The organism is Kitasatospora sp. NPDC004531, assembly GCF_053602195.1.
This window is the reverse complement of the sequence record NZ_JBSGDD010000007.1, coordinates 1-18,945: the sequence shown is the minus strand read 5'-3', so window position 1 is coordinate 18,945 and position 18,945 is coordinate 1. Positions and strand designations below refer to the sequence as shown.

The window sequence follows — 18,945 nt, the reverse complement described above, 5'->3', positions numbered from 1 at the left end:
GGCCGCCGCCACCGTAGAGATCCGTTTCCATGGGGGGAATCCGATGAGCGAACGCACCCGCCTGCGCCGGTCCGCCGCCGCCCTGCTGGTGGCCGCGGTCACCACCGGGTCGGCGCTGCTGCTGACCGCCTGCGACCCGGAGGGCGGCGACACCGGCACGGCCACCGCCACCGGCAAGGCCGCCGAGAGCCCGGCCGCCGACGCCCCGAGCGACGCGCCCGCCGCCTCCTCCTCCGCGCCCGCCGCCGGCGGCAAGCTGAACAAGACCGCCGGCACCAAGCTGACCATCAGCACCGGCACCAACACCGTGCTGATGGACGGCAAGTCCGTCGACTTCGGCACCGTCGTCCGCGACCTCGCCTGGTCCCCCGACGGCAAGCACGCCGCGTTCGTCGACGGCAACGGCAACCTGGAGATCTCCGACCCGGACGGCGGCCACAAGACCGTGGTCGCCAAGGCCCCGTCCGGCACCACCTGGTCCCATCCGACCTGGCAGGTGTTCGGCCCGGACGAGCCGCACGGCGCCGGCACCTACCTGCTGTTCACCGCGGACGACAAGAAGGCGCTGCGCCTGCTGTCCGTCGAGGCCAAGGCCAACGCCAAGCCGGAGCAGCTGCACACCGGCGACTCCGAGAGCCAGGCGCCCTTCCCGGAGACCGGCAACCTGTGGGCGAACTCGGCCGGCAAGGCCGGCTCGACGGTGTACGCCAACAAGAACGACGGCCAGGTCTACTTCCACGACGTGCTGTCCCGCACCAACGGCGCGGTGATCGCCAAGGGTTCGCAGCCCGCGATCTCCGACGACGGCGAGGTGGTGTTCGTCCGCTCGCAGAACGGCCACAGCCACATCTTCGCCAAGCCGATCGAGGAGGGCTCCAAGGAGGTCGACCTGACCCCGGACGCCACCGTGGACTACACCCAGCCGGTGATCTCGCACGACGGCAAAACGGTGGCGTTCCGCGGCCCGGACGGCATCTACACCGTGCCCGCCAAGGGCGGCAAGCCCGACAAGGTGGCCGACACGGTCGGCCTGCCCGCCTACCGCTCCTGATCCTGCCGGGCCAACTCCTCCTGCAGGTGCGGGAGTTGCTGGTCCGCGAGGTCGTACGGCAGCCACTCCACCGGGTCGATGAAGCGGAACAGCACCCGGCTCGGAGTGATCGCGAACTCGTAGTCCTCGAAGCCCACCACGGCGCCCAGCTCGCCCCGGGCGGCCCCCCGCACCACGTGCGCGGTCAGGCCGTCCGGGGCCGCCTCCTGATCGGCGGTCAGGTGCCGGCGGGCGTTCGGGCGGCCCAGGTACGGGCAGACCATCGTCGCGTACAGCATGCACGCCCGGTGCCCGGGAGCCTCCATGGTCGGCGCCATGTTCCGGTACGGCCGGCCCGCCGCCAGCGCCTCGCCGATCGCCGCGGCCTCCTCGCCGCCGACCACCCGCCACACCGGCCCGCGCGGCATCAGCGTGTTGCACACCGAGCACAGCCGCTCCCGCGCGCAGGTCGCGGACCGCTCGTAGTCGGTCAGCCCGAACTGCGGGCTCCCGCCGTCCCACGGCGTGATCGCGGGCACCGGGTAGCCGCGCCCGTCCTGCGGACGGACGGCCACGGCGGGCGGCTTGGGCACGGAGTCGAAGCGCATGCCCCATGCCTATCACGCCCGACAACTCACCCGCGCGGCACCGCGTACTCGGTCAACTCGGCACTTCCCGGCACGAGTTGACCCCATTCCCCGGGCACCTCCAGGACGGCGATCCCGGCCGTGGAGAACTTCTCCCGCAGCCGCCGCAGCGGCTCGCTCTCCCGCTCCCCGGCCAGCGCCAGCACCAGTTCCTGCACCTCCGGCCGGTGCCCGATCAGCATCGCGGTGCGCACCATCGGCGGCAACGCCCGCACCAGGTCCATCAGTTGGTCCGCGTCGGCGTCGTAGGCCCGGGGCTCCAGGACGAGTTCGGGTGCGCCACCGAGCGCGGGCTCGGCCAGCTCCCAGGTCTGCCGGGTGCGCACCGCCGTCGAACACAGCACCCGGTCCGGCACCAGCGCGTGCGCGGCCAGCCAGCGCCCGGCCGCCGCCGCGTCGGCCCGCCCGCGCTCGGCCAGCGGGCGCAGCTCGTCCGGCACGTCCGGCCAGTCCGCCTTGGCGTGCCGCAGCACGATCAACCGCCGCTGTTGGGTCATTCCCCCAGTGTGGCCCGCCCGCCGGTGGTGTGTTGCGGGACGCGCCGCCGGACGCCGGCTGCCAGGATGGGAATCCCTATCCCTGGAGCACGCCATGGCCCCCGCCGTCCACCTCGCCCAGCAGGACGACGCCGACGCCCTGCTCGGCCGCAGTCCGCTGGCCGCCCTGACGGGCATGCTGCTGGACCAGCAGGTGCCGATGGAGAAGGCGTTCAGCGGCCCGTGGGTGATCGCCCGGCGGATGGGCGCGGACGACCTGGACGCGCACGCCATCGCCGCCGCCGACCCGGAGGCCTTCGCCGCGCTGTTCGCCGAGAAGCCCGCGGTGCACCGTTTCCCCGGCTCGATGGCCAAGCGGGTCCAGCAGCTGTGCGCCCACCTGGTCGAGCACTACGACGGCGACGCCGAGGCGGTCTGGCGCGACGCCCCCACCGGCAAGGAGCTGCTGGCCCGGCTCAAGGACCTGCCCGGCTTCGGCACCCAGAAGGCGCAGATCTTCCTGGCCCTGCTCGGCAAGCAGTACGGCGTCCGCCCGACCGGCTGGCGCGAGGCGGCCGGCCCGTACGGCGAGGAGGGCAGCCACCGCTCGGTCGCGGACATCACCGGTCCGGAGTCGCTGCTGAAGGTCCGCGCCGCCAAGCAGGAGGCCAAGCGCGCGGCGAAGGCCGCCAAGAGCTGATACCGGCGAAAAACCGGACGACACGCCCGGGGCGTCTCGGCTAGCGTCGGGCCCATGCGTGCCTTGACCGAGCCCGAGATCCGTGCGTCCTTCGTCAACTGCTCGAAGGGCGAGGCCAAGCGCCTGCCCGTCCCCCGCGAGCTCGCCGAACAGCGGTGGGACGACCTGGACTTCCTCGGCTGGCGCGACCTCGGCGCCCCCGACCGGGCGTACCTGGTCGCCGAGCTCGACGGCGATCTCGTCGGCGTGACGCTCCGCTCGCCGAACGTCCGGCGCAGCCTGACCCGCACCAACGTCTGCTCGCTGTGCATCACCGCCCACCAGGGCAGCGGCGTCTCGCTGCTCACCGCGCCCCGGGCGGGCGTGCGCGGCCGCGAGGGGAATTCGGTCGGCACCTACATCTGCGCCGACCTGGCCTGCTCGCTGTACGTGCGCGGCATCCGCCGCCCGGCGACGGTGAGCCGCCCGAACGAATCGCTCCCGCTGGAGGACCAGATCGCCCGGACGGTCGCCAACCTCGACGTCTTCCTCCGCCAGATCCTGGCGGCCTGAGGCGCCCCGCGGCTACGCGGACCTGTACTCCACGGTCAGCAGGGCGCGGCCCAGCGCGTGCGCGGTCAGGTGGAAGCCGACCTGCGCGGCGGGGGTGTCGCGGTCCACGCCGAGGGTCGGCACGTCCAGGGCGTGCACCACGAAGACGTAGCGGTGGGCCGGCCCGGGCGGCGGGGCCGCGCCGTCGTACCGGTGGCCGGGGAAGTCGTTGCGGACGTGGAACGCCCCGCCGGGCAGCGTGCCGTCCTCCGCGCCCGCGCCGCTGGGCAGTTCGGTGGTGTCGGCGGGCAGGTCGACGGCCAGCCAGTGCCACCAGCCGGCGCCGGTCGGCGCGTCCGGGTCGTAGCAGGTCACCGCGAAGGACCGGGTGCCCTCCGGGAAGCCCGACCAGGACAGCTGCGGCGAGCGGTTGCCCGCCGCGTGCGTGTGCGCGTCCGGCATGGTCGTCCCGTCCGCCAGGTCGGTGCTGTGCAGCTCGAACCTCGGCACCGGCGGCAGGAAGTCGTACGGAAGCGGGATGCGGCCGGTCATCGGTGTCCTCTCGCAGGGTTTCGGGGTACGCCGGGCAGTCTACGGAGCGTCAGCGGCCCAGGGCGTCGACTGCGGTGCCGAGCACCGTGTCGGTCCGGCCCAGGTCGAAGACCAGGTCGAAGTGGTTGCGCCCGCCGACCAGCAGTTCCCGCACGGGCACTCCGGCGTCCCGCGCGGCGTGCGCGAACTCGGCCTGCTGGCGGGCGAATTCGCCGGTCTCGTACTCGCCGAGCGCCAGCACCAGCGGCGGCAGCGCCGACAGGTCGGCGAACAGCGGGCTGAGCGCCCGGGCCCGCTCGGCGTCCAGTCCGAGCGGCTCGTTGACGTAGCTGAGGGCCACCGGCTCCAGGTCGTACACCCCGCTGAGCAGCGCCGCCCCGGCAATCCGGCCGCGCAGCCGCCCGTCCAGCAGCGCGGTGGCCGCCAGGTGCGCGCCGGCCGAGCTGCCGCTGAGCACGATCCGCTCCGGGTCCACGTCGAGTTCGGCGGCGTGCTCGACCAGCCACACCACCGCCTCGGTGGCCTGCGCGGCGATCTGCTCCACCGTCCAGGCCGGCGCCAGGCCGTAGCCGACGGCGGCGTACGCGGTGCCCCGGGCCACGAAGTCCAGTGCGGGGAAGACCGAGTCCTCCTTGCCGAGCTCCTGCCAGAAGCCGCCGTGCACGAACACGTGCAGCGGTGCGCCCGGCACCGCCGGGAAGAAGTCGATCAGCTCCGGCCCGTCGGCCCCGTACCGCAGCTCCCGGTGTCCGGGCAGCTCGCGCAGGGCCCGCCCGCTCTCCCGGGCATAGGCGGCCAGCTCCGCGTCGAAGTCCGCCACCCGGCTGCTGGGCGAGTACTCCCGATCGAGTTCCCGCTGGTCGAACCCCCGGTAGACCGCCATCGCGCCGCTCCCCTCACCCAACCAGGTATAGACCAATACAGGAGGCCGCGGTTAGCGTGGTCACTCCCCGTACTTCCTTCTCCGGAGTTGCCCTGTGGAGACGTCCGTCCTCGCCTTCGCCACCGACCTGCTCGACGAAGGGGCCGACACATTCTTCGGCAACCTTACCGACCGGGCGGGCGTCGGCGGCGTCACGCTGGCGTCCGTCTACCACGCGGCCCGCGACGTCTTCCCGCACCACCCGCACCGCGTGGTGCGCTACCTCGAACCCGGCGCCGCCTACTTCCGCCCCGACGCCGCCCGCTGGGCCGGCCGCCGCCTCGCCCCGCTGCCGTCCACCGCGATCGGCGAGCGCGACCCGTTCGCCGAGGCCGCCGACGAGACCCGCCGGCGCGGCCTCAAACTGCACGCCTGGACGGTGTTCTGCCACAACGACCGGCTCGGCTTCGCCCACCCCGACTGCGCCCCCGCCAACGCCTTCGGCGACCGCCACCTCACCGAGCTCTGCCCCGCCAACCCCGAGGTCCGCGCCTACTGCCACACCCTGGTCGAGGAACTCGCCCGCTACGGCGTGGACGCGATCCGCGCCGAGTCCCTGCACTTCCACGGCCTGGCCCACGGCTACCACCACGAGCGCTACTTCGAACAGCTCGGCCCCGTCACCGAGGCCCTGCTGTCGATCTGCTTCTGCCCGCACTGCCTGGCCGCCGCCACCGCCGCGGGCGTCCCCGCCGAGCACGTCCGCGACACCGTCCGCACCGAGATCCGCGCGCGCCTCGCCGACGAGACCCGCGCCCTCGCGCCCGCCCCCCTCGACGAGATCGCCGACGGCGCCCTCGCCGCCTACCTGGACGCGGGCGCCCGCACCGTCACCACCCTGGCCGCCGAACTCGCCGCCACCGCGGCCGCCCACGGCATGCGGCTGACCTTCATGGACGGCGGCGGCCCCGGCACCGGCTGGCTCGCCGGCATCGACCTCCCCGCCCTGGCCGGCGCCGCCCACCAGATCGAGACCCTCGGCTACGCCAGGACCCCCGAGGCGGTCCGCGAGAAGGTCGCCGCCTTCGCCCTGCACGGCGTCCGCCCCCAGGACATGGCCGTCATCCTCCGCCCGATGTCCTCCGACTGCGACAGCCCCGCCAACCTCGCCGCCAAGATCCGCACCCTGCGCGAGCTCGGCGTCCCCGAGGTCGAGTTCTACAACTACGGCCTGATGCGGCTCGATTCGCTCGACCGGATCGGGTCCGCACTGCGCTGAAATGGAAAGTCACCCGGCGTTGGTCCCGCTTGCTGCGCCCGCCATGCCCCAAACGGTAGGCTTTCCGTGTGATCTTCAAGCGCATCGGTAACGGGCGGCCGTACCCGGATCACGGCCGGACCAGCACCCGCCAGTGGGCGGACGTCGCGCCGCGTCCGGTGCGGCTCGACCAGTTGGTGACCACCAAGGGCCAGTTGGACCTGGAGACCCTCCTCGCGGAGGACTCCACCTTCTACGGGGACCTCTTCGCCCACGTGGTGAAGTGGCACGGTGACCTCTACCTGGAGGACGGGCTGCACCGCGCGGTGCGCGCCGCCCTCCAGCAGCGGCAGGTGTTGCACGCCCGCGTGCTGGAAATGGACTGACGGACCGCCACCCGTTGTCGGCTGCAACCGATGGTCGGTGTCGGTACGTCCTTTCGAGTGCCGTCGTCCCCCGGATGATGATCATCCAGTACCTGTGCCGCGGTAGTCGGATTAATCTGCTGACTACCGCGGTTCACGCGGCCCTTTTCCACGGCCGCAGCGCGGTCACCGGCACCCCACCCTGGCACCTATGGGGAGACAGACCATGAGCATGTTGACTCCCCGGGGGTTGAAGGGGAAGCAGTACCGGGTCACCGGCAACAGTTACCCCCGCCTCGGACGTCCCCCGCGGCGCGGCCGCAAGGTCGTCGCCGCCGTCGGCGGAGTCCTCGTCCTGGGCCTGGTCTCGGTCGGCGGGGTCCAGCTCTACGACGTCTTCACCGGCAAGAACAAGCACGGCGCCGCGCAGGCCTGCGCCTCGCCCGACCCGTCCGGCAAGCCGCTGGCCGCCCCGGAGGGCTCCCCCTCCGCCGCGCCCGGCAACACCGCCGTGCCGCAGCCCGAGACCGTCACCGTCAACGTGTACAACGCCACCGACAAGTCCGGCCTGGCCGCCCGCACCGCCGACGAGCTGAAGAAGCGCGGCTTCCAGGTCGGCAAGGTCGGCAACGCGCCGTCCGCGCTGGACCGGAAGGTCCCCGGCACCGCACAGGTGCTCAGCGGCCCCGGCGGCATGGGCGCCGCCACCCTGCTGGTCTCCCAGGTGGCCTCCGGCACCAGCACCCAGGACGACCGCGGCGACGCCACCGTCGACTTCGTCATCGGCGACGCCTTCACCGCGCTCGCCGACCCGACCCAGGCCGCCGCCACGCTCGCCGAACTCACCAAGCCCTCGCCCACCCCGGAGCCCGGCCACTGCTGAGCGCACCCCCGGACGCACGAGATCCGGCCGGAAACGGACGCCCCGTTTCCGGCCGGATCTCCACGTTTCGAACGGCCCGCGCCCGGTCTCAGCCGGCGGTGCCGTACAGGCGGTCGCCCGCGTCGCCGAGGCCCGGCACGATGTAGCCGTTCTCGTTCAGACGCTCGTCCACGGCGGCGGTCACCACGGTGACGGGCTGGCCGGCCAGCTCGCGCTCCATCACGGCGACGCCCTCGGGCGAGGCCAGCAGCACCACGGCGGTGACGTCGGTGGCGCCGCGGTCGAGCAGCATCCGGATCGCCGCGACCAGGGTGCCGCCGGTGGCCAGCATCGGGTCGAGGACGTAGACCTGCCGGCCGGAGAGGTCGTCCGGCATCCGGGTCGCGTAGGTGGAGGCCTCCAGGGTCTCCTCGTTGCGGACCATGCCGAGGAAGCCGACCTCGGCGGTCGGCAGCAGCCGGGTCATGCCGTCGAGCATGCCGAGGCCGGCCCGCAGGATCGGCACCACCAGCGGGCGCGGGTAGGACAGCCGGGTGCCCTGGGTGACGGCGACCGGCGTGGTGATCTCGACCGTTTCGGTGCGGACGTCCCGGGTCGCCTCGTACGCGAGCAGGGTCACCAGCTCGTCGGTGAGCCGACGGAAGGTCGGCGAGTCCGTGCGCTCGTCGCGGAGGGTGGACAGCTTGTGGGCGACCAGCGGGTGGTCGACGACGTGGAGACGCATGACAACGACGATAACGGCCGTCGGCACATCTGTACGACTTCGCCCGTTCCGCGACCACCCGTCGTGACCAGCCCGGAGACCCCGAAAATCCCCGAATCCCGGCCGCCGCTGTGGTATCGGCGGGTGACATCTGGGAAAGTCGGAACCTATGAAGAGCAACCCGACGCGGGCATCCACCGCCGGCGCGGGCGGGTCCGGCTCGACAGACGAGTCCCGTCCGGAGTCAGAGGACGTCGAGAAGACCGACGCGGAGACCGGCGAGGAGACCGACGCGGAGCGGCGCAGACGCCGCGCCGTCTTCCTCCGCGAACTGGCCGAGGCGCGCGAACTGCGCGCCCGGGTCCAGCCCAGACGCACCAAGGAACGCCGGATGCGCGAGGCGATGCGGATGCGAACGTTCCGGATCTGAGCCGTCCGGGGCCGCGCCCCGGCCCGCGGTCGCGCCCCGCGAGCCCCCGTCCGCCCCCTGCCCGGGGGCGTTCGAGGGGCATGATCCACGCCCGGAGCGGCCGGAGTCCGGCCATTCCGACACGACCTGCGAAGACGCGCTGCCGAACACCCCCCGCAGCGGCGGGCTTTCTGTCACGATGCGGTGGGACGGTCCGAACAGCGGACCGCCTTCTGGCGCGGGGGCGGCCGGACCGCACCCGCCCGAGATCGCCGACAGCCGAGACCAATCTTGGGAGTGTCCCTGGTGGCGTACTTCGCTGCAGTGCTTGCTCGCACCGGTGCCGGGTGGGACGTGAGCGAGACCGAACTCGACGACGTAGAGACCCTGGCCGACCTGACCGACCTGGCCCGCGAGACGGCCGAGGACGACGACACGGTGCTGGTCTTCATCGAGCAGGAGGACGCCTGGTTCGCCGTCCTGCGGATCGACGGTGAGGACGACCCGAGGATCTTCGTCTCGGACGCGGCCGCCGCGGCGCGCAGTTCGTACGGGTCGGTGCTCACCGACGAGTTGATCGAACAGGACGGGGAAGCCGACTTCGACGACCTCGACGGCCTGGTGGCCGAGCTCGAGGAGGACGACGAGGCCACCGGCGAAGCGGCCGACGACGAGGACGACGAGCCGGCCGGCGGCCGGGGCGCGACCCCGGTCGGGCCGATCGGCGACTCCGAGCTGCTGAGCGAGTTCGGCCTCGGCCAGGCCGCGCTGCTGGAGCTGGCCGGCGAGGGCGCCGCTCCGGGCGACGCGCTCGGCGAGATCGCCGAGGCGCTCGGCTGCGGCGAGGTCCTGGAGGCCGTTCGGTAGCGGCGGGCCCGGTGCCGGACACTGGGTCCATGCAGTCCGTCCCCCTCTCCACCGACACCCTGGGCGAACGGCCGCGGATCGCCCCGCTGCCCGCCCCCGAACGCCCCGATCCGGTCCGCGACCGGTGGCGGGAGCCGATGCGCCGCGCCATCGCCGAGGCGGCACTGGCCACCGCGACCGGAGACGTCCCGGTCGGGGCGTTCGTCCTGGGCCCGGACGGATCGGTGCTGGGCCGCGGCCACAACGTCCGCGAGGCGGTCGGCGACCCGACGGGGCACGCGGAGGTGGTGGCGATCCGTCAGGCCGCGGAGGCCGTCGGGGAGTGGCGGCTCACCGGCTGCACCCTCGTCGTCACCCTGGAACCCTGCACCATGTGCGCGGGCGCGATCGTGCTGTCCCGCCTCGACCGGGTCGTCTACGGCGCCCTCGACCCGAAGGCCGGCGCGGCCGGCTCGCTCTTCGACGTGCTGCGCGACAACCGGCTCAACCACCGCCCCGAGGTCGTCCCGGGCGTCCTCGCCGACGAGTGCACCGCCCAGCTGCGGGCCTTCTTCGACACCCAGCGCTGAACCTCTCCCCGGAACGGATTTTCATCCGTCCCCACCCATCCGGTAGAGTTCCCCTCGGTAGCGTGTCCGAGCGGCCAAAGGAGCACGCCTCGAAAGCGTGTGTGGGGGCAACTCCACCGTGGGTTCGAATCCCACCGCTACCGCTTCGCACGAAGGGCGCCCAGCCACGGGCTGGGCGCCCTTCGTCGTACCCGGCGCACGACGCACAGGCCCGCGACGCCCAGTCCGGCCGAGAGCAGCATCGGCAGCAGCGGGGCGCGGTGGGCCCCGGGCGGCTCGAAGGCGATGCCCCGGACCACGATCTCCTGCTCGTCGGGCGGCGAGGTGACGGCCCGTTCGGGCGTGCTGCCGGTGGCGTGCGCGGCGCTGCGGAGCGTTCCGGCTCCGGCGTCGGCCGCGGTGACGGGGTGCGAGCCGGTGCAGGTGGTGACGGCGCCGGGGGTGTCGCGCGGGGAGAGCGTGGTGGACGCGCACCGCGCCCCGGTGGGCCGGTCGTCGAGCACGGCGAGCCGGGTGACCGTCCGGTCGGTGGTGTTGGTGACGGTGTACGTGTAGCGCGCGCTCTCCCCGGCCAGGTAGACCCGGTCCTCGTCGATGTGCTTCTCCAGCAGCAGCCCGTAGCCGTCGTTCAGCGGCAGGACGTGGTGCGCCTCCGGGGAGACGACGGGCCCACGGTCCGAGTCGCCGTCGGCGACGGCCAGGTCGGCGACGAAGCCGCGCCGCACGTCCGCCGCGGTGACGGTGTAGCTGCCCGCGCAGGTGAGGGTCTCGTCGGCGGGCAGCGTGGTGGTCGGGCAGACCACCGCGCCGAGCAGCGGGTCGCTGACCACCAGGTCGCGGATCTCGGCGCCGCCCGCGTTGGTGACCGCGAACCGGTAGGGCAGCACGGTGCCGGCGGTGACCGGGTCGGGCAGCGGCGCGCCGGGGTCGATCCGCCCGACCAGGCGCAGCGGCGGCGACGGGCGGGCCTCGGCGGAGGCATGTGCGGGGGCGGCCGGTGGCAGCGCGGCCAGGGCGCAGAGCGCGCCCGCCAGGAGTGGGCGGCCGGGCCGCCGGGTGGTGCGCACTTCTTCCTCCGCCTTCCGCCGGGTCCTCGCCCCCGTCGCAGTCGACCCGCCCGCACGGGGCGCCGGGGCCCGGACACGCGCGCGACCGCCGGTAAGCACCCGCCCGGTCCAGTCGCCGGCGGGCCGGCCGGTCGCGCACTGGCGACCCATTTCCGGTTGCCGGGGCCGCAGTTGAGGGGATGATGCCCGCATGGGGAGTTCGCGGTGGCGATGGTCGGTGTGGGTCGGGGCCGGGATCTCGGTGGCGGGGCTGGCGTTCTTCCTGTGGGGAGAGGGCCTGGACCGGGCGAACCAGTGGGCGGGCGTGCTGGGCCTGTTCGTCGGGCTGGCGGGCCTGGTGCTGTCGGTGACCGGCGGGATACGCGGCCGCGGCGGCGGCCAGTCGGCGGACGGCGCGTCGGCCGGCGGCTCGGTGCGGATGGTGCGGAACGTGCAGGGCGACGTGGTGATCGGCGGCGCCGCCGCCCCGCCCGGCCCCGTCCCGGACGCGGCCGCGCCCCCCGCCGCCGCCGACGCGGCCGGTGACGGCCAGTCGGCGCGCGGCGTGCGCGCGGGCGGCGACGTGAACCTGGTGGACGGGGTGGAAGGCTCGGTGCGGTTCGGCGAGCAGCAGCCGTGAGCGGCTTCTGGCAGCGCCTGTTCGGTGCGCCGGGCGGCGGCCAGTCCGCGGACGGCGCCGCTGTCGGCCACGACCTGACGATGATCCAGCACGCGCAGAGCGTGCAGATCACGGTGGGCGCCGCCCTGCCGCCCCCGGGCGACCTGGAGGGGGCCCGCAGCCGGCACGCGGTGCGGCTGCGCGAGCGCTACCACCGGCTGGACCTGGAGGTGCTGACCCCGCTGTCCGAGCAGGACGAGCACCCGGCGGTGCACCTGCGCGAGGTGTTCGTCCCGCAGTTGGTGCGCGCCGACCCGCCGCCGGTGGAACTGCCCCGGGAGCTGCTCAAACGTTTGACGGAGAGCGGCGAACTGGACCCGGGCCGCCTGCCGCCCGGCGTGGAGCGGGAGACCGTGCGCCGGGTGCAGGAGGCCTACCGGCGGCGCCCGGCCGTCCCGGTGCTGCCGCTGCTGGCCGGTCCGGACGGCCACCGGGCCGTGCTGCTGGGCGACCCCGGCTCCGGCAAGTCCACGCTGGCCCGGTTCCTCGGCCTGGCGCTCACCGAGCCGCTGGTGCACACCGGCGCCACCGTCCCGGAGGAGGTCGCGGCGCTCGCCGGCCGGCTGCCGCTGATCGTCGAACTGCGCCGCTACGCCGACCCGGAGTGGCGCGAGCGCACCTTCGAGGACTTCCTGGCGCACCTGCACGGCACCGAGGGCCTCGGCCTGCCCGCCGACCTGCTGGAGCGCCAGCTGACCGAGCATCCGGCGGCCACCCTGGTGGTGTTCGACGGCCTGGACGAGCTGTTCGACCCGCAGGTCCGGGAGACCGCGAGCCGCCGGATCGCCGCCTTCGCGGCCCGCTACCCGCAGGTCCGGGTGCTGGTGACGTCCCGGGTGATCGGCTACCGGCGCGAGCCGCTGGACGCCGCCGGCTTCGGCCACTACATGCTGCAGGACCTCGACGACCGGCAGATCGACGCCTTCGCGTCCCGCTGGTACGCCACCGCCGTTCCGGGCGACCCGGTGGAGGCGCAGCGCCTGCGCCGGCGGGTGACCGCGGCCGTGGCCTCCTCCGCCCCGGTGCGCGAACTGGCCGGCAACCCGCTGATCCTGACCATCCTGGCGATCATCGGCCGCCGCCGGGAGCTGCCCCGGGACCGCCGCACCGTGTACGAGCACGCGGTGGCGGTGCTGGTCGAGCACTGGGACCCGAGCAAGTACCTCCAGGACCGGCGGGTGGACGGCGGCATGCCGTACCTGGCCTCCGAGGACCGGCTGGAGCTGCTGCGGCTGGTGGCCCGCCGGATGCAGGAGGGCGGCGACGGCATCGCCGGGAACCACATCCCGGGCCGGGTGCTGCTGGCCTCCTTCGAGGGCTACCTGCGCGAGCGCTACGAACTGCCCGCCGACCGGGCCGCCCCGGTGGCGCGGGCGATGCTGCAGCAGTTCCGGGAGCGGAACTTCATCCTGAGCCGCTTCGGCGGCGAGGTGTACGGCTTCGTCCACCGGGCGTTCCTGGAGTACCTGGCGGCGTCCGACATCGCCTACCGCTTCAACCGGGAGCGCTCGCTGACGGAGGAGCAGCTGCTGGAGGGCGTGTTCGCGGCCCGCTGGCGGGATCCGGCCTGGCGGGAGGTGCTGCTCCTGCTGGCGGGCGAGCTGGACGAGCGCTTCGTCGGCGAGGCGGTGTCGCGGCTGCTGGCGGCGGCGCCGGCCCTGCCGGGGGCGGGCGACCCGGCGCCGGAGTGGCTGGTGCTGGCGGTCCGCTGCCTGGGCGAGGTCCGCAAGCTCGGCCTGGTCACGGCGCAGAGCGAGGCCGTGGTGGACGCGCTGGTGGCGCTGTTCGAGGCGTACGCGGCGGAGGGTTCGACGGTGCTGTCCGGCGACACCGTGGAGGCGCTGGACGGGCTGCGGCCGGTGCTGACCGGGCTGGGCCCGCACTGGGTGGGCCGGGAGCGGTTCCTGCGCTGGTACCTGGTCCACGGCCATCACGCGCAGCGCGAGTCGCCGCTGCTGGCGGTCGGCGCGGTGACGGCCCGGCTGGCCTGCGCGCTGCTGCTGAACGACCCGCGCGGCCCGGCGGTGCTGCGCGCCTGGGCCGAGCACGGCTGGTCGCCGGCGCAGCGCGCGGCGGCGTTCGCGGCGCTCGCGGAGGGCTGGGCTGGCGATCCGCAGGTCGGGGCGTTCGTGCGCCGCCGGATCGAGGAGGATCCGGACCCGCTGACCCAGGAGGCGGCGGTCGCGGCGCTCGCGGACGGCTGGGCGGGCGAGGCGGCCAGCGGCGCGTTCCTGCGCGCCCGGGTGGCGGGCGCGCGCGGCGAGAACCGGCTGAACGAGATGCTGGCGCTCGGCAAGGGCTGGGCGTGCGACGGTCCGGCGCAGCAGTTGCTGCGGGAGATCGCGGCGGCCGACGCCCAACCGGAGCTGCGCGGGCTGGCGGTGTTCGCGCTGACCGTCAACGAGCGGGTGGGCGGTCCGCTGGCGGAGTTCCTGCGCGAGCGGGTGCGCACCGACCGGGATCCGGGGGTGCGCGGCCTGGCCCTGCAGGCGATCTGCCTGCAGCCGGCCGAGGACCCCCGCAATGCCGCGTTCCTGCGGCTGCTGGCGGGCGTGGACAAGGACCCGCGGGTGCGGATGGCGGCGCTGGCCGGGCTGGCCCGCGGTTGGGCGGGGGATCCGGAGGTGGCGGAGTTCCTGCGCCGGCGGGTGGCCGAGGACCCGGACCCGATCGTGCGCCGCCGGACCCTGGCGGTGCTGGCCCACCGCTGGGCGGGCGACCGGCAGGTGGCGGAGCAGCTGCGCGGCTTCGTGGCCGGGGACGGCCTGCCGGAGGTGCGGGCGTTCGCGCTGACGCTGCTCGGCCAGGGCTGGGCGGGTGACCCGGAGGTCGCGGAGTTCCTGTTCGAACGGGCCCGGGCCGCCGACGGCCACGGCCGGGCGCAGGCCACCGGTGAACTGGCCGCGCACTTCGCGGACGACCCGGAGCTGGACGCGTTCGTCCGCCACGAGGCGGTGCACTCGCCGGACCCGCTGGTGCGGGGCGCGGTGCTGACGGCGCTCGCCGACCGCCGCTCGCCGAGCGCGCACGCCCGCGCGCTGTTCCTGGAACGGGCGGTCGCCGATCCGGACCCGCGCACCCGGGACTTGGCGCTGGCGGCGGTGGTGCGCTGCTACGACGGCGAGGAGCGGGCCGGGATGCTGCTGCTGGCCCGCGCCGCGCACCTGCGCGACGCGGCCGTGCGGCTGTCGGTGCTGCGGGCGCTGCTGGCGCACCGTCCGGACGACCCGGCGGTGCGGTCGCTGCTGCGTGAGCGGGCGGTGGCCGACACCTCCGCCCCGATCCGGGCGATCGCGCTGCACGCCCTGGCCCGCGACCGCGTGGCGCGCCCGGCCGGCCTGTTGCGCGAACGGGCGGTCGCCGACCCCGACCCGCTGCCGCGCCGGGTCGCGCTGCGGGCGCTGGCCGCCGACCCCGACGTGGCGGAGTTCCTGCGGCTGCGGGCGGTGGCGGACGGCGACGAGGAGGCCCGGATCGCGGCGCTGCGGGCGCTGGCGTTCGCCTTCCCCGGCGCGTCGACGGTCGAGCTGCTGGCGGCCCGGGCGCGGGCCGAGCGGCTGCCGGCGGTCGCGGTGGAGGCGGCCCGGCTGGGCGAGGCGCTGCGTTCGGAGGGGGCTCCCTGGACGGCGAACGGCTCCGCACTCCCGGGCGGTTGACCACCGTGCCTCGGGAGTGCGGAGCCGGAACGAACCTCTCGGTCCGCGGAGGGGGCAGCAGCTCCGGGGGGACGAGCTGCTGCCCCGGGCGGAGGTCCCACAACCGGGTCCGCGTCGGGGGGAAGCCGCGGTGCCCGGTCCCACAGCGGGGACCTCCGGATCGCCGTACCGCGGATTCCTGCCAGATCCTCGGTACATCAACCATCCTGCCGTGCCACCGCCAGGGACACACCCGGAGAAAGCCCCGTCCGCGCAGGACCTTCGTCCTGGCGGGTGAACACGACCCTCACGCCTTGCGCCGTCCGGTGGATAAGCTGCGGGTGGCAGGGCCGTGCGGGGAGAGGACGGCGGCCCGACTCAGGGAGGCAGGCCCGTTCGATGGCTCAGGCGAAGAAGGTGGCCATGTGGATTCTGGTCATCTTCGTCATCTACACGATCATCACCTCGCCGGTGCGCGCCGCCGAGCTGGTGCAGTCCGGCTTCGTCGGAATCTCGGACGCCGCCAAGGCGGTCGGCTCCTTCATGACCGGCCTGGTCCGCTAGCGCCGTCGCCATCGGGCGGGCCCTGTACCGTTTGCGAGGTTCGTCCTTCGGGGGCGCTCCCCGGCCGGGGCGTGCCCTCCTGATCCGCGAGGAGCGGCATCGTGATCCGGCACCTGGTCCTGTTCAAGCTCAACGACGGCGTCGGCAAGGACGACCCGCGGGCCCTGGCGGGCGCGAAGGCGTTCGAGGAGCTGGGCGCGCTGATCCCGGAGCTGCGCGAGTGGGAGTGCGGCTGGAACATCACCGAGCGGGACATCGCCCACGACTTCGCGATCAACAGCCTGGTCGAGGACCGCGAGGCCCTCGCCGCCTACCTCGGCCACCCGGCCCACCAGGCCGCCGCCGCGCAGTGGCGCGCCTTCGCCACCTGGGTGATCGCCGACCTGGAGGTCTGACCTCCCGACATCCCGCGCCACGCCGACGGCCCCCGGCCCGCCCACCGGACCGGGGGTCGCGGCGCGCTCCGCCGAATGCTGGACGGGCCGTCAACACGCCTCCGCCGGGTGCTTGCCCGGCCACAGAACAACTTGTGATGCTATGACCGGTTTTGCCGGAAATTTTGGCGAGGTGGTTCACAAGGGAGGGGTGACGTGTCCGTGCGGACGCAGGGCAGCAGTGCGCCGGAGGACCGCGCCGAGGAACTGCCGGACCCGGTCGAGCTCGCCGCCCGCCGCCCCGGCGGCCGCGGCGCCGTCGACGTCCGGACGCTCACCCGCGTGCTCTTCGAACGACTCGCCGAGCTCCAGGCCGACGCCCCCGAGCGCTCCCGGGTCCGGGCCGCCCTGATCGAGATCAACATCCCGCTGGTCCGCTACGCCGCCACCCGCTTCCGCAGCCGCAGCGAACCGATGGAGGACATCGTCCAGGTCGGCACCATCGGCCTGATCAACGCCATCGACCGCTTCGACCCCACCCGCGGCGTGCAGTTCCCCACCTACGCGCTGCCCACCATCCTCGGCGAGATCAAGCGCTACTTCCGCGACAACGTCCGCACCATGCACGTCCCGCGCCGGCTCCAGGAACTCTGGGTCCAGGTCAGCGGTGCCATGGAGGAGCTGACGGTCACCCACGGCCGGGTCCCCAAGGTCCCCGAGATCGCCGCCAACCTGCGCATCCCCGAGGAGGACGTCCGGGCCTGCCTGGACGCCGGCCGCGCCTACAACGCCGCCTCGCTGGAAGCCGCCCAGGAGCACGAGGGCGGCCTCGCCCTGCTGGACCGGCTCGGCTACGAGGACTCCGCCCTCACCGACGTCGAGCACCGCGACATGGTCCGCCACCTGCTGGTCCAACTCCCCGAGCGGGAACGGCGGATCATCATGCTGCGGTTCTTCGCCAACCTCACCCAGTCGCAGATCTCCACCGAACTCGGCATGTCCCAGATGCACGTCTCCCGCCTGCTGTCGCGGATCCTCACCCGGCTGCGCACCGGCAACTCCTGGGAGGAGTAGGCCCGCTGTTCGGGTTTGCCGGGCCCGGTGATCCGGTATTGAGCAGGAGGACACGTCAGTCGGGTCCGCCGACCGCGGCACCCGTTGGACAGGCAGTCACAAGGGGGTGGGCGCGTGTTCACAGAACAGGGCAGTGCGGTCATCGAGTCCGTCGTCGTACCGATCCCGGCCCAGGCCGGACCCGCCGAGGCCCCGGACCGGGCACTCGACACCCGAACGCTGTCCCGATCGCTGTTCCGCAGGCTCGCCGCCCTGGAGCCCGACAGCGCCGAGCACGGCTACGTCCGCGACACCCTGATCGAGCTCAACCTGCCGCTGGTCCGGTACGCCTCCGCGCGTTTCCGCAGCCGCAACGAGCCGATGGAGGACATCGTCCAGGTCGGCACCATCGGCCTGATCAAGGCCATCGACCGCTTCGACCCCGACCGCGGCGTCGAGTTCCCCACCTTCGCCATGCCCACCGTGGTCGGCGAGATCAAGCGGTTCTTCCGCGACACCAGCTGGTCGGTCCGCGTCCCGCGCCGCCTGCAGGAGCTCCGCCTCGCCCTCACCAAGGCCGGCGACGAGCTCTCCCAGCGCCTCGACCGCTCCCCCACCGTCCCCGAACTCGCCGCCTACCTCGGCGTCTCCGAGGACGACGTGGTCGAGGGCCTCGCGGTCGGCAACGCGTACACCGCCAGCTCCCTCGACTCCAGCCCCGCCGAGGACGAGAGCGGCGACGGCCCGCTCGCCGACCGCCTCGGCTACGAGGACCTCGCGCTCGAAGGCGTCGAGTACCGCGAGTCCCTCAAGCCCCTGCTCGCCAAGCTCCCGCCCCGCGAACGCCGCATCATCATGCTGCGCTTCTTCGGCAACCTGACCCAGTCCCAGATCGGCGAGGAGATCGGCATCTCCCAGATGCACGTCTCCCGCCTGCTGACGAAGACCCTCGCGCACCTCCGGGAAGGACTGACCGCGGAGTAGCCGCCCCGGGCCCGCAGGTCCGGCGGGCCTGCGGGCGCGCCCCTAGGACTTGTCCGGTCGATCATGTGCGGAGCCAGATGACCAGGGCTGCTGCGGTGACGGTTCCGAGGTAGACGTATCCGCGTTTGTCGTAGCGGGTGGCGACGGCTCGGGCGTGCTTGAGCCTGTTGATGGCCCGTTCGACGGTGTTGCGTTTCCTGTACCGCTGCTCGTCGAAGCCGGGTGGCCGTCCGCCGCGTGAGCCCTTGCGCAGCCGGGCGGCCCGGCTGTCGGTCTTCTCCGGGACGGTGTGCCGGATACCGCGCCTGCGCAGGTAGGCGCGGCACGGCCCGTTGCTGTACGCCTTGTCGCAGGCCACGCTGTCGGGTCTCTTCCGAGGCCTGCCCGGACCGGTCCGCGGGACGCGGATCTTCTCCAGCACGGGCTCGAACTGCGTGCAGTCCGCCCGCTGCCCCGCGGTGACGATCAGGGACAGCGGGCGGCAGCGGCCGTCCGCACTCAGGTGGACCTTGCTGGTGAAGCCGCCGCGCGAGCGGCCCAGGCCCTCGCCTCCAGCACCACCTCCACCAGGCGGGCGACGAGACTCTGCCACGGCTTCTCGTCCTGGTGTTCCCCTGGCCCAGCCCCCTTTGACGCAAGGGCCGGCGGCGGGTCGGTGCGGGCGCCGGCCGCGTGCTGGTGGGCGCGGACGATCGTGGAGTCGACCGAGATGTCCCAGTCGATGTCGTCGGCCGCGTCCGCTTCGGCCTGAACCTGCT

General features: G+C 74.0%; 21 protein-coding genes, 1 tRNA gene and 1 pseudogene. 16 read left to right on the top strand and 7 right to left on the bottom strand.

Annotated elements, in window-relative coordinates:
* Window positions 1-43 precede the first annotated feature (43 nt).
* Window positions 44-1,051 (top strand): hypothetical protein, encoded by a 1,008-nt coding sequence (locus ACWEMJ_RS05275; RefSeq protein ID WP_452135608.1) that lies wholly within the window; start codon window positions 44-46, stop codon window positions 1,049-1,051.
* On the opposite strand, the gene ACWEMJ_RS05270 is transcribed toward ACWEMJ_RS05275, so the two are convergent.
* A complete protein-coding gene (locus ACWEMJ_RS05270) occupies window positions 1,039-1,638 on the bottom strand; it encodes a hypothetical protein (protein WP_452135607.1) in 600 nt (199 codons plus the stop codon). The two genes, ACWEMJ_RS05275 and ACWEMJ_RS05270, sit on opposite strands and share 13 nt — an antisense overlap.
* Before the next feature lie 26 nt (window positions 1,639-1,664).
* Entirely contained in the window at window positions 1,665-2,174 is a 510-nt protein-coding gene (locus ACWEMJ_RS05265) for a SixA phosphatase family protein (RefSeq protein WP_452135606.1), read from the bottom strand.
* Window positions 2,175-2,268: 94 nt separating this feature from the next.
* Between ACWEMJ_RS05265 and ACWEMJ_RS05260 the strand changes: the two genes are divergently transcribed.
* Window positions 2,269-2,853: an HhH-GPD-type base excision DNA repair protein gene (locus tag ACWEMJ_RS05260; protein ID WP_452135605.1), complete on the top strand. Its 585-nt coding sequence runs from the start codon at window positions 2,269-2,271 to the stop codon at window positions 2,851-2,853.
* Between the two features lie 54 nt (window positions 2,854-2,907).
* A complete protein-coding gene (locus ACWEMJ_RS05255; protein WP_452135604.1) occupies window positions 2,908-3,405 on the top strand; it encodes an FBP domain-containing protein in 498 nt (165 codons plus the stop codon).
* A 12-nt stretch (window positions 3,406-3,417) separates the two neighbouring features.
* On the opposite strand, the gene ACWEMJ_RS05250 is transcribed toward ACWEMJ_RS05255, so the two are convergent.
* The gene (locus ACWEMJ_RS05250; protein ID WP_452135603.1) at window positions 3,418-3,936 is read right to left on the bottom strand and encodes a YbhB/YbcL family Raf kinase inhibitor-like protein; all 519 of its coding nucleotides are present in this window, start codon (window positions 3,934-3,936) and stop codon (window positions 3,418-3,420) included.
* Window positions 3,937-3,985: 49 nt separating this feature from the next.
* Window positions 3,986-4,819, bottom strand: a complete 834-nt coding sequence (locus tag ACWEMJ_RS05245; RefSeq protein WP_452135602.1) for an alpha/beta hydrolase — start codon at window positions 4,817-4,819, stop codon at window positions 3,986-3,988.
* Between the two features lie 94 nt (window positions 4,820-4,913).
* On the opposite strand from ACWEMJ_RS05245, the gene ACWEMJ_RS05240 reads away from it, so the two are divergent.
* The 3 genes from ACWEMJ_RS05240 to ACWEMJ_RS05230 all read left to right on the top strand — a co-directional run bounded on the left by ACWEMJ_RS05240 (window position 4,914) and on the right by ACWEMJ_RS05230 (window position 7,304).
* Window positions 4,914-6,077 (top strand): hypothetical protein, encoded by a 1,164-nt coding sequence (locus ACWEMJ_RS05240; RefSeq protein WP_452135601.1) that lies wholly within the window; start codon window positions 4,914-4,916, stop codon window positions 6,075-6,077.
* A gap of 68 nt (window positions 6,078-6,145) precedes the next feature.
* Window positions 6,146-6,442, top strand: a complete 297-nt coding sequence (locus ACWEMJ_RS05235; protein ID WP_030273186.1) for a type II toxin-antitoxin system VapB family antitoxin — start codon at window positions 6,146-6,148, stop codon at window positions 6,440-6,442.
* 205 nt (window positions 6,443-6,647) lie between these two features.
* Entirely contained in the window at window positions 6,648-7,304 is a 657-nt protein-coding gene (locus ACWEMJ_RS05230) for a LytR C-terminal domain-containing protein (protein ID WP_452135600.1), read from the top strand.
* An 88-nt stretch (window positions 7,305-7,392) separates the two neighbouring features.
* Here the strand turns inward: ACWEMJ_RS05230 and upp are convergent, their stop codons facing one another.
* Entirely contained in the window at window positions 7,393-8,028 is a 636-nt protein-coding gene (gene upp / locus ACWEMJ_RS05225) for a uracil phosphoribosyltransferase (RefSeq protein WP_452135599.1), read from the bottom strand.
* 148 nt (window positions 8,029-8,176) lie between these two features.
* On the opposite strand from upp, the gene ACWEMJ_RS05220 reads away from it, so the two are divergent.
* The 4 genes from ACWEMJ_RS05220 to ACWEMJ_RS05205 all read left to right on the top strand — a co-directional run bounded on the left by ACWEMJ_RS05220 (window position 8,177) and on the right by ACWEMJ_RS05205 (window position 9,995).
* Window positions 8,177-8,437 carry a hypothetical protein gene (locus tag ACWEMJ_RS05220; protein ID WP_452135598.1) on the top strand — a complete coding sequence of 87 codons (261 nt, stop codon included), beginning with the start codon at window positions 8,177-8,179 and terminating at the stop codon, window positions 8,435-8,437.
* Window positions 8,438-8,722: 285 nt separating this feature from the next.
* Entirely contained in the window at window positions 8,723-9,283 is a 561-nt protein-coding gene (locus tag ACWEMJ_RS05215) for a tRNA adenosine deaminase-associated protein (protein ID WP_452135597.1), read from the top strand.
* 29 nt (window positions 9,284-9,312) lie between these two features.
* Window positions 9,313-9,852: a tRNA adenosine(34) deaminase TadA gene (gene tadA, locus ACWEMJ_RS05210; protein WP_452135596.1), complete on the top strand. Its 540-nt coding sequence runs from the start codon at window positions 9,313-9,315 to the stop codon at window positions 9,850-9,852.
* A 56-nt stretch (window positions 9,853-9,908) separates the two neighbouring features.
* Window positions 9,909-9,995: transfer RNA gene (locus tag ACWEMJ_RS05205), tRNA-Ser, on the top strand.
* On the opposite strand, the gene ACWEMJ_RS05200 is transcribed toward ACWEMJ_RS05205, so the two are convergent.
* The gene (locus ACWEMJ_RS05200) at window positions 9,990-10,919 is read right to left on the bottom strand and encodes a DUF7507 domain-containing protein (RefSeq protein WP_452135595.1); all 930 of its coding nucleotides are present in this window, start codon (window positions 10,917-10,919) and stop codon (window positions 9,990-9,992) included. The genes ACWEMJ_RS05205 and ACWEMJ_RS05200 overlap by 6 nt on opposite strands.
* A gap of 190 nt (window positions 10,920-11,109) precedes the next feature.
* Between ACWEMJ_RS05200 and ACWEMJ_RS05195 the strand changes: the two genes are divergently transcribed.
* From ACWEMJ_RS05195 to ACWEMJ_RS05170, 6 genes are all read left to right on the top strand, one after another.
* Window positions 11,110-11,538, top strand: coding sequence for a hypothetical protein (locus tag ACWEMJ_RS05195; RefSeq protein ID WP_452135594.1), 429 nt, complete (start codon window positions 11,110-11,112; stop codon window positions 11,536-11,538).
* Window positions 11,535-15,233, top strand: a complete 3,699-nt coding sequence (locus ACWEMJ_RS05190; RefSeq protein ID WP_452135593.1) for a HEAT repeat domain-containing protein — start codon at window positions 11,535-11,537, stop codon at window positions 15,231-15,233. The genes ACWEMJ_RS05195 and ACWEMJ_RS05190 overlap by 4 nt, the downstream gene beginning before the upstream one ends.
* Before the next feature lie 402 nt (window positions 15,234-15,635).
* Window positions 15,636-15,776 carry a hypothetical protein gene (locus ACWEMJ_RS05185; RefSeq protein WP_198953198.1) on the top strand — a complete coding sequence of 47 codons (141 nt, stop codon included), beginning with the start codon at window positions 15,636-15,638 and terminating at the stop codon, window positions 15,774-15,776.
* Window positions 15,777-15,877: 101 nt separating this feature from the next.
* Entirely contained in the window at window positions 15,878-16,171 is a 294-nt protein-coding gene (locus ACWEMJ_RS05180; protein ID WP_452135592.1) for a Dabb family protein, read from the top strand.
* Window positions 16,172-16,366: 195 nt separating this feature from the next.
* A complete protein-coding gene (locus ACWEMJ_RS05175; RefSeq protein WP_452135591.1) occupies window positions 16,367-17,224 on the top strand; it encodes an RNA polymerase sigma factor SigF in 858 nt (285 codons plus the stop codon).
* 141 nt (window positions 17,225-17,365) lie between these two features.
* Window positions 17,366-18,187: an RNA polymerase sigma factor SigF gene (locus tag ACWEMJ_RS05170; RefSeq protein WP_452135719.1), complete on the top strand. Its 822-nt coding sequence runs from the start codon at window positions 17,366-17,368 to the stop codon at window positions 18,185-18,187.
* 61 nt (window positions 18,188-18,248) lie between these two features.
* On the opposite strand, the pseudogene ACWEMJ_RS05165 reads toward ACWEMJ_RS05170, so the two are convergent.
* Window positions 18,249-18,945, bottom strand: a pseudogene (locus ACWEMJ_RS05165) (IS5 family transposase); the annotation flags it as partial.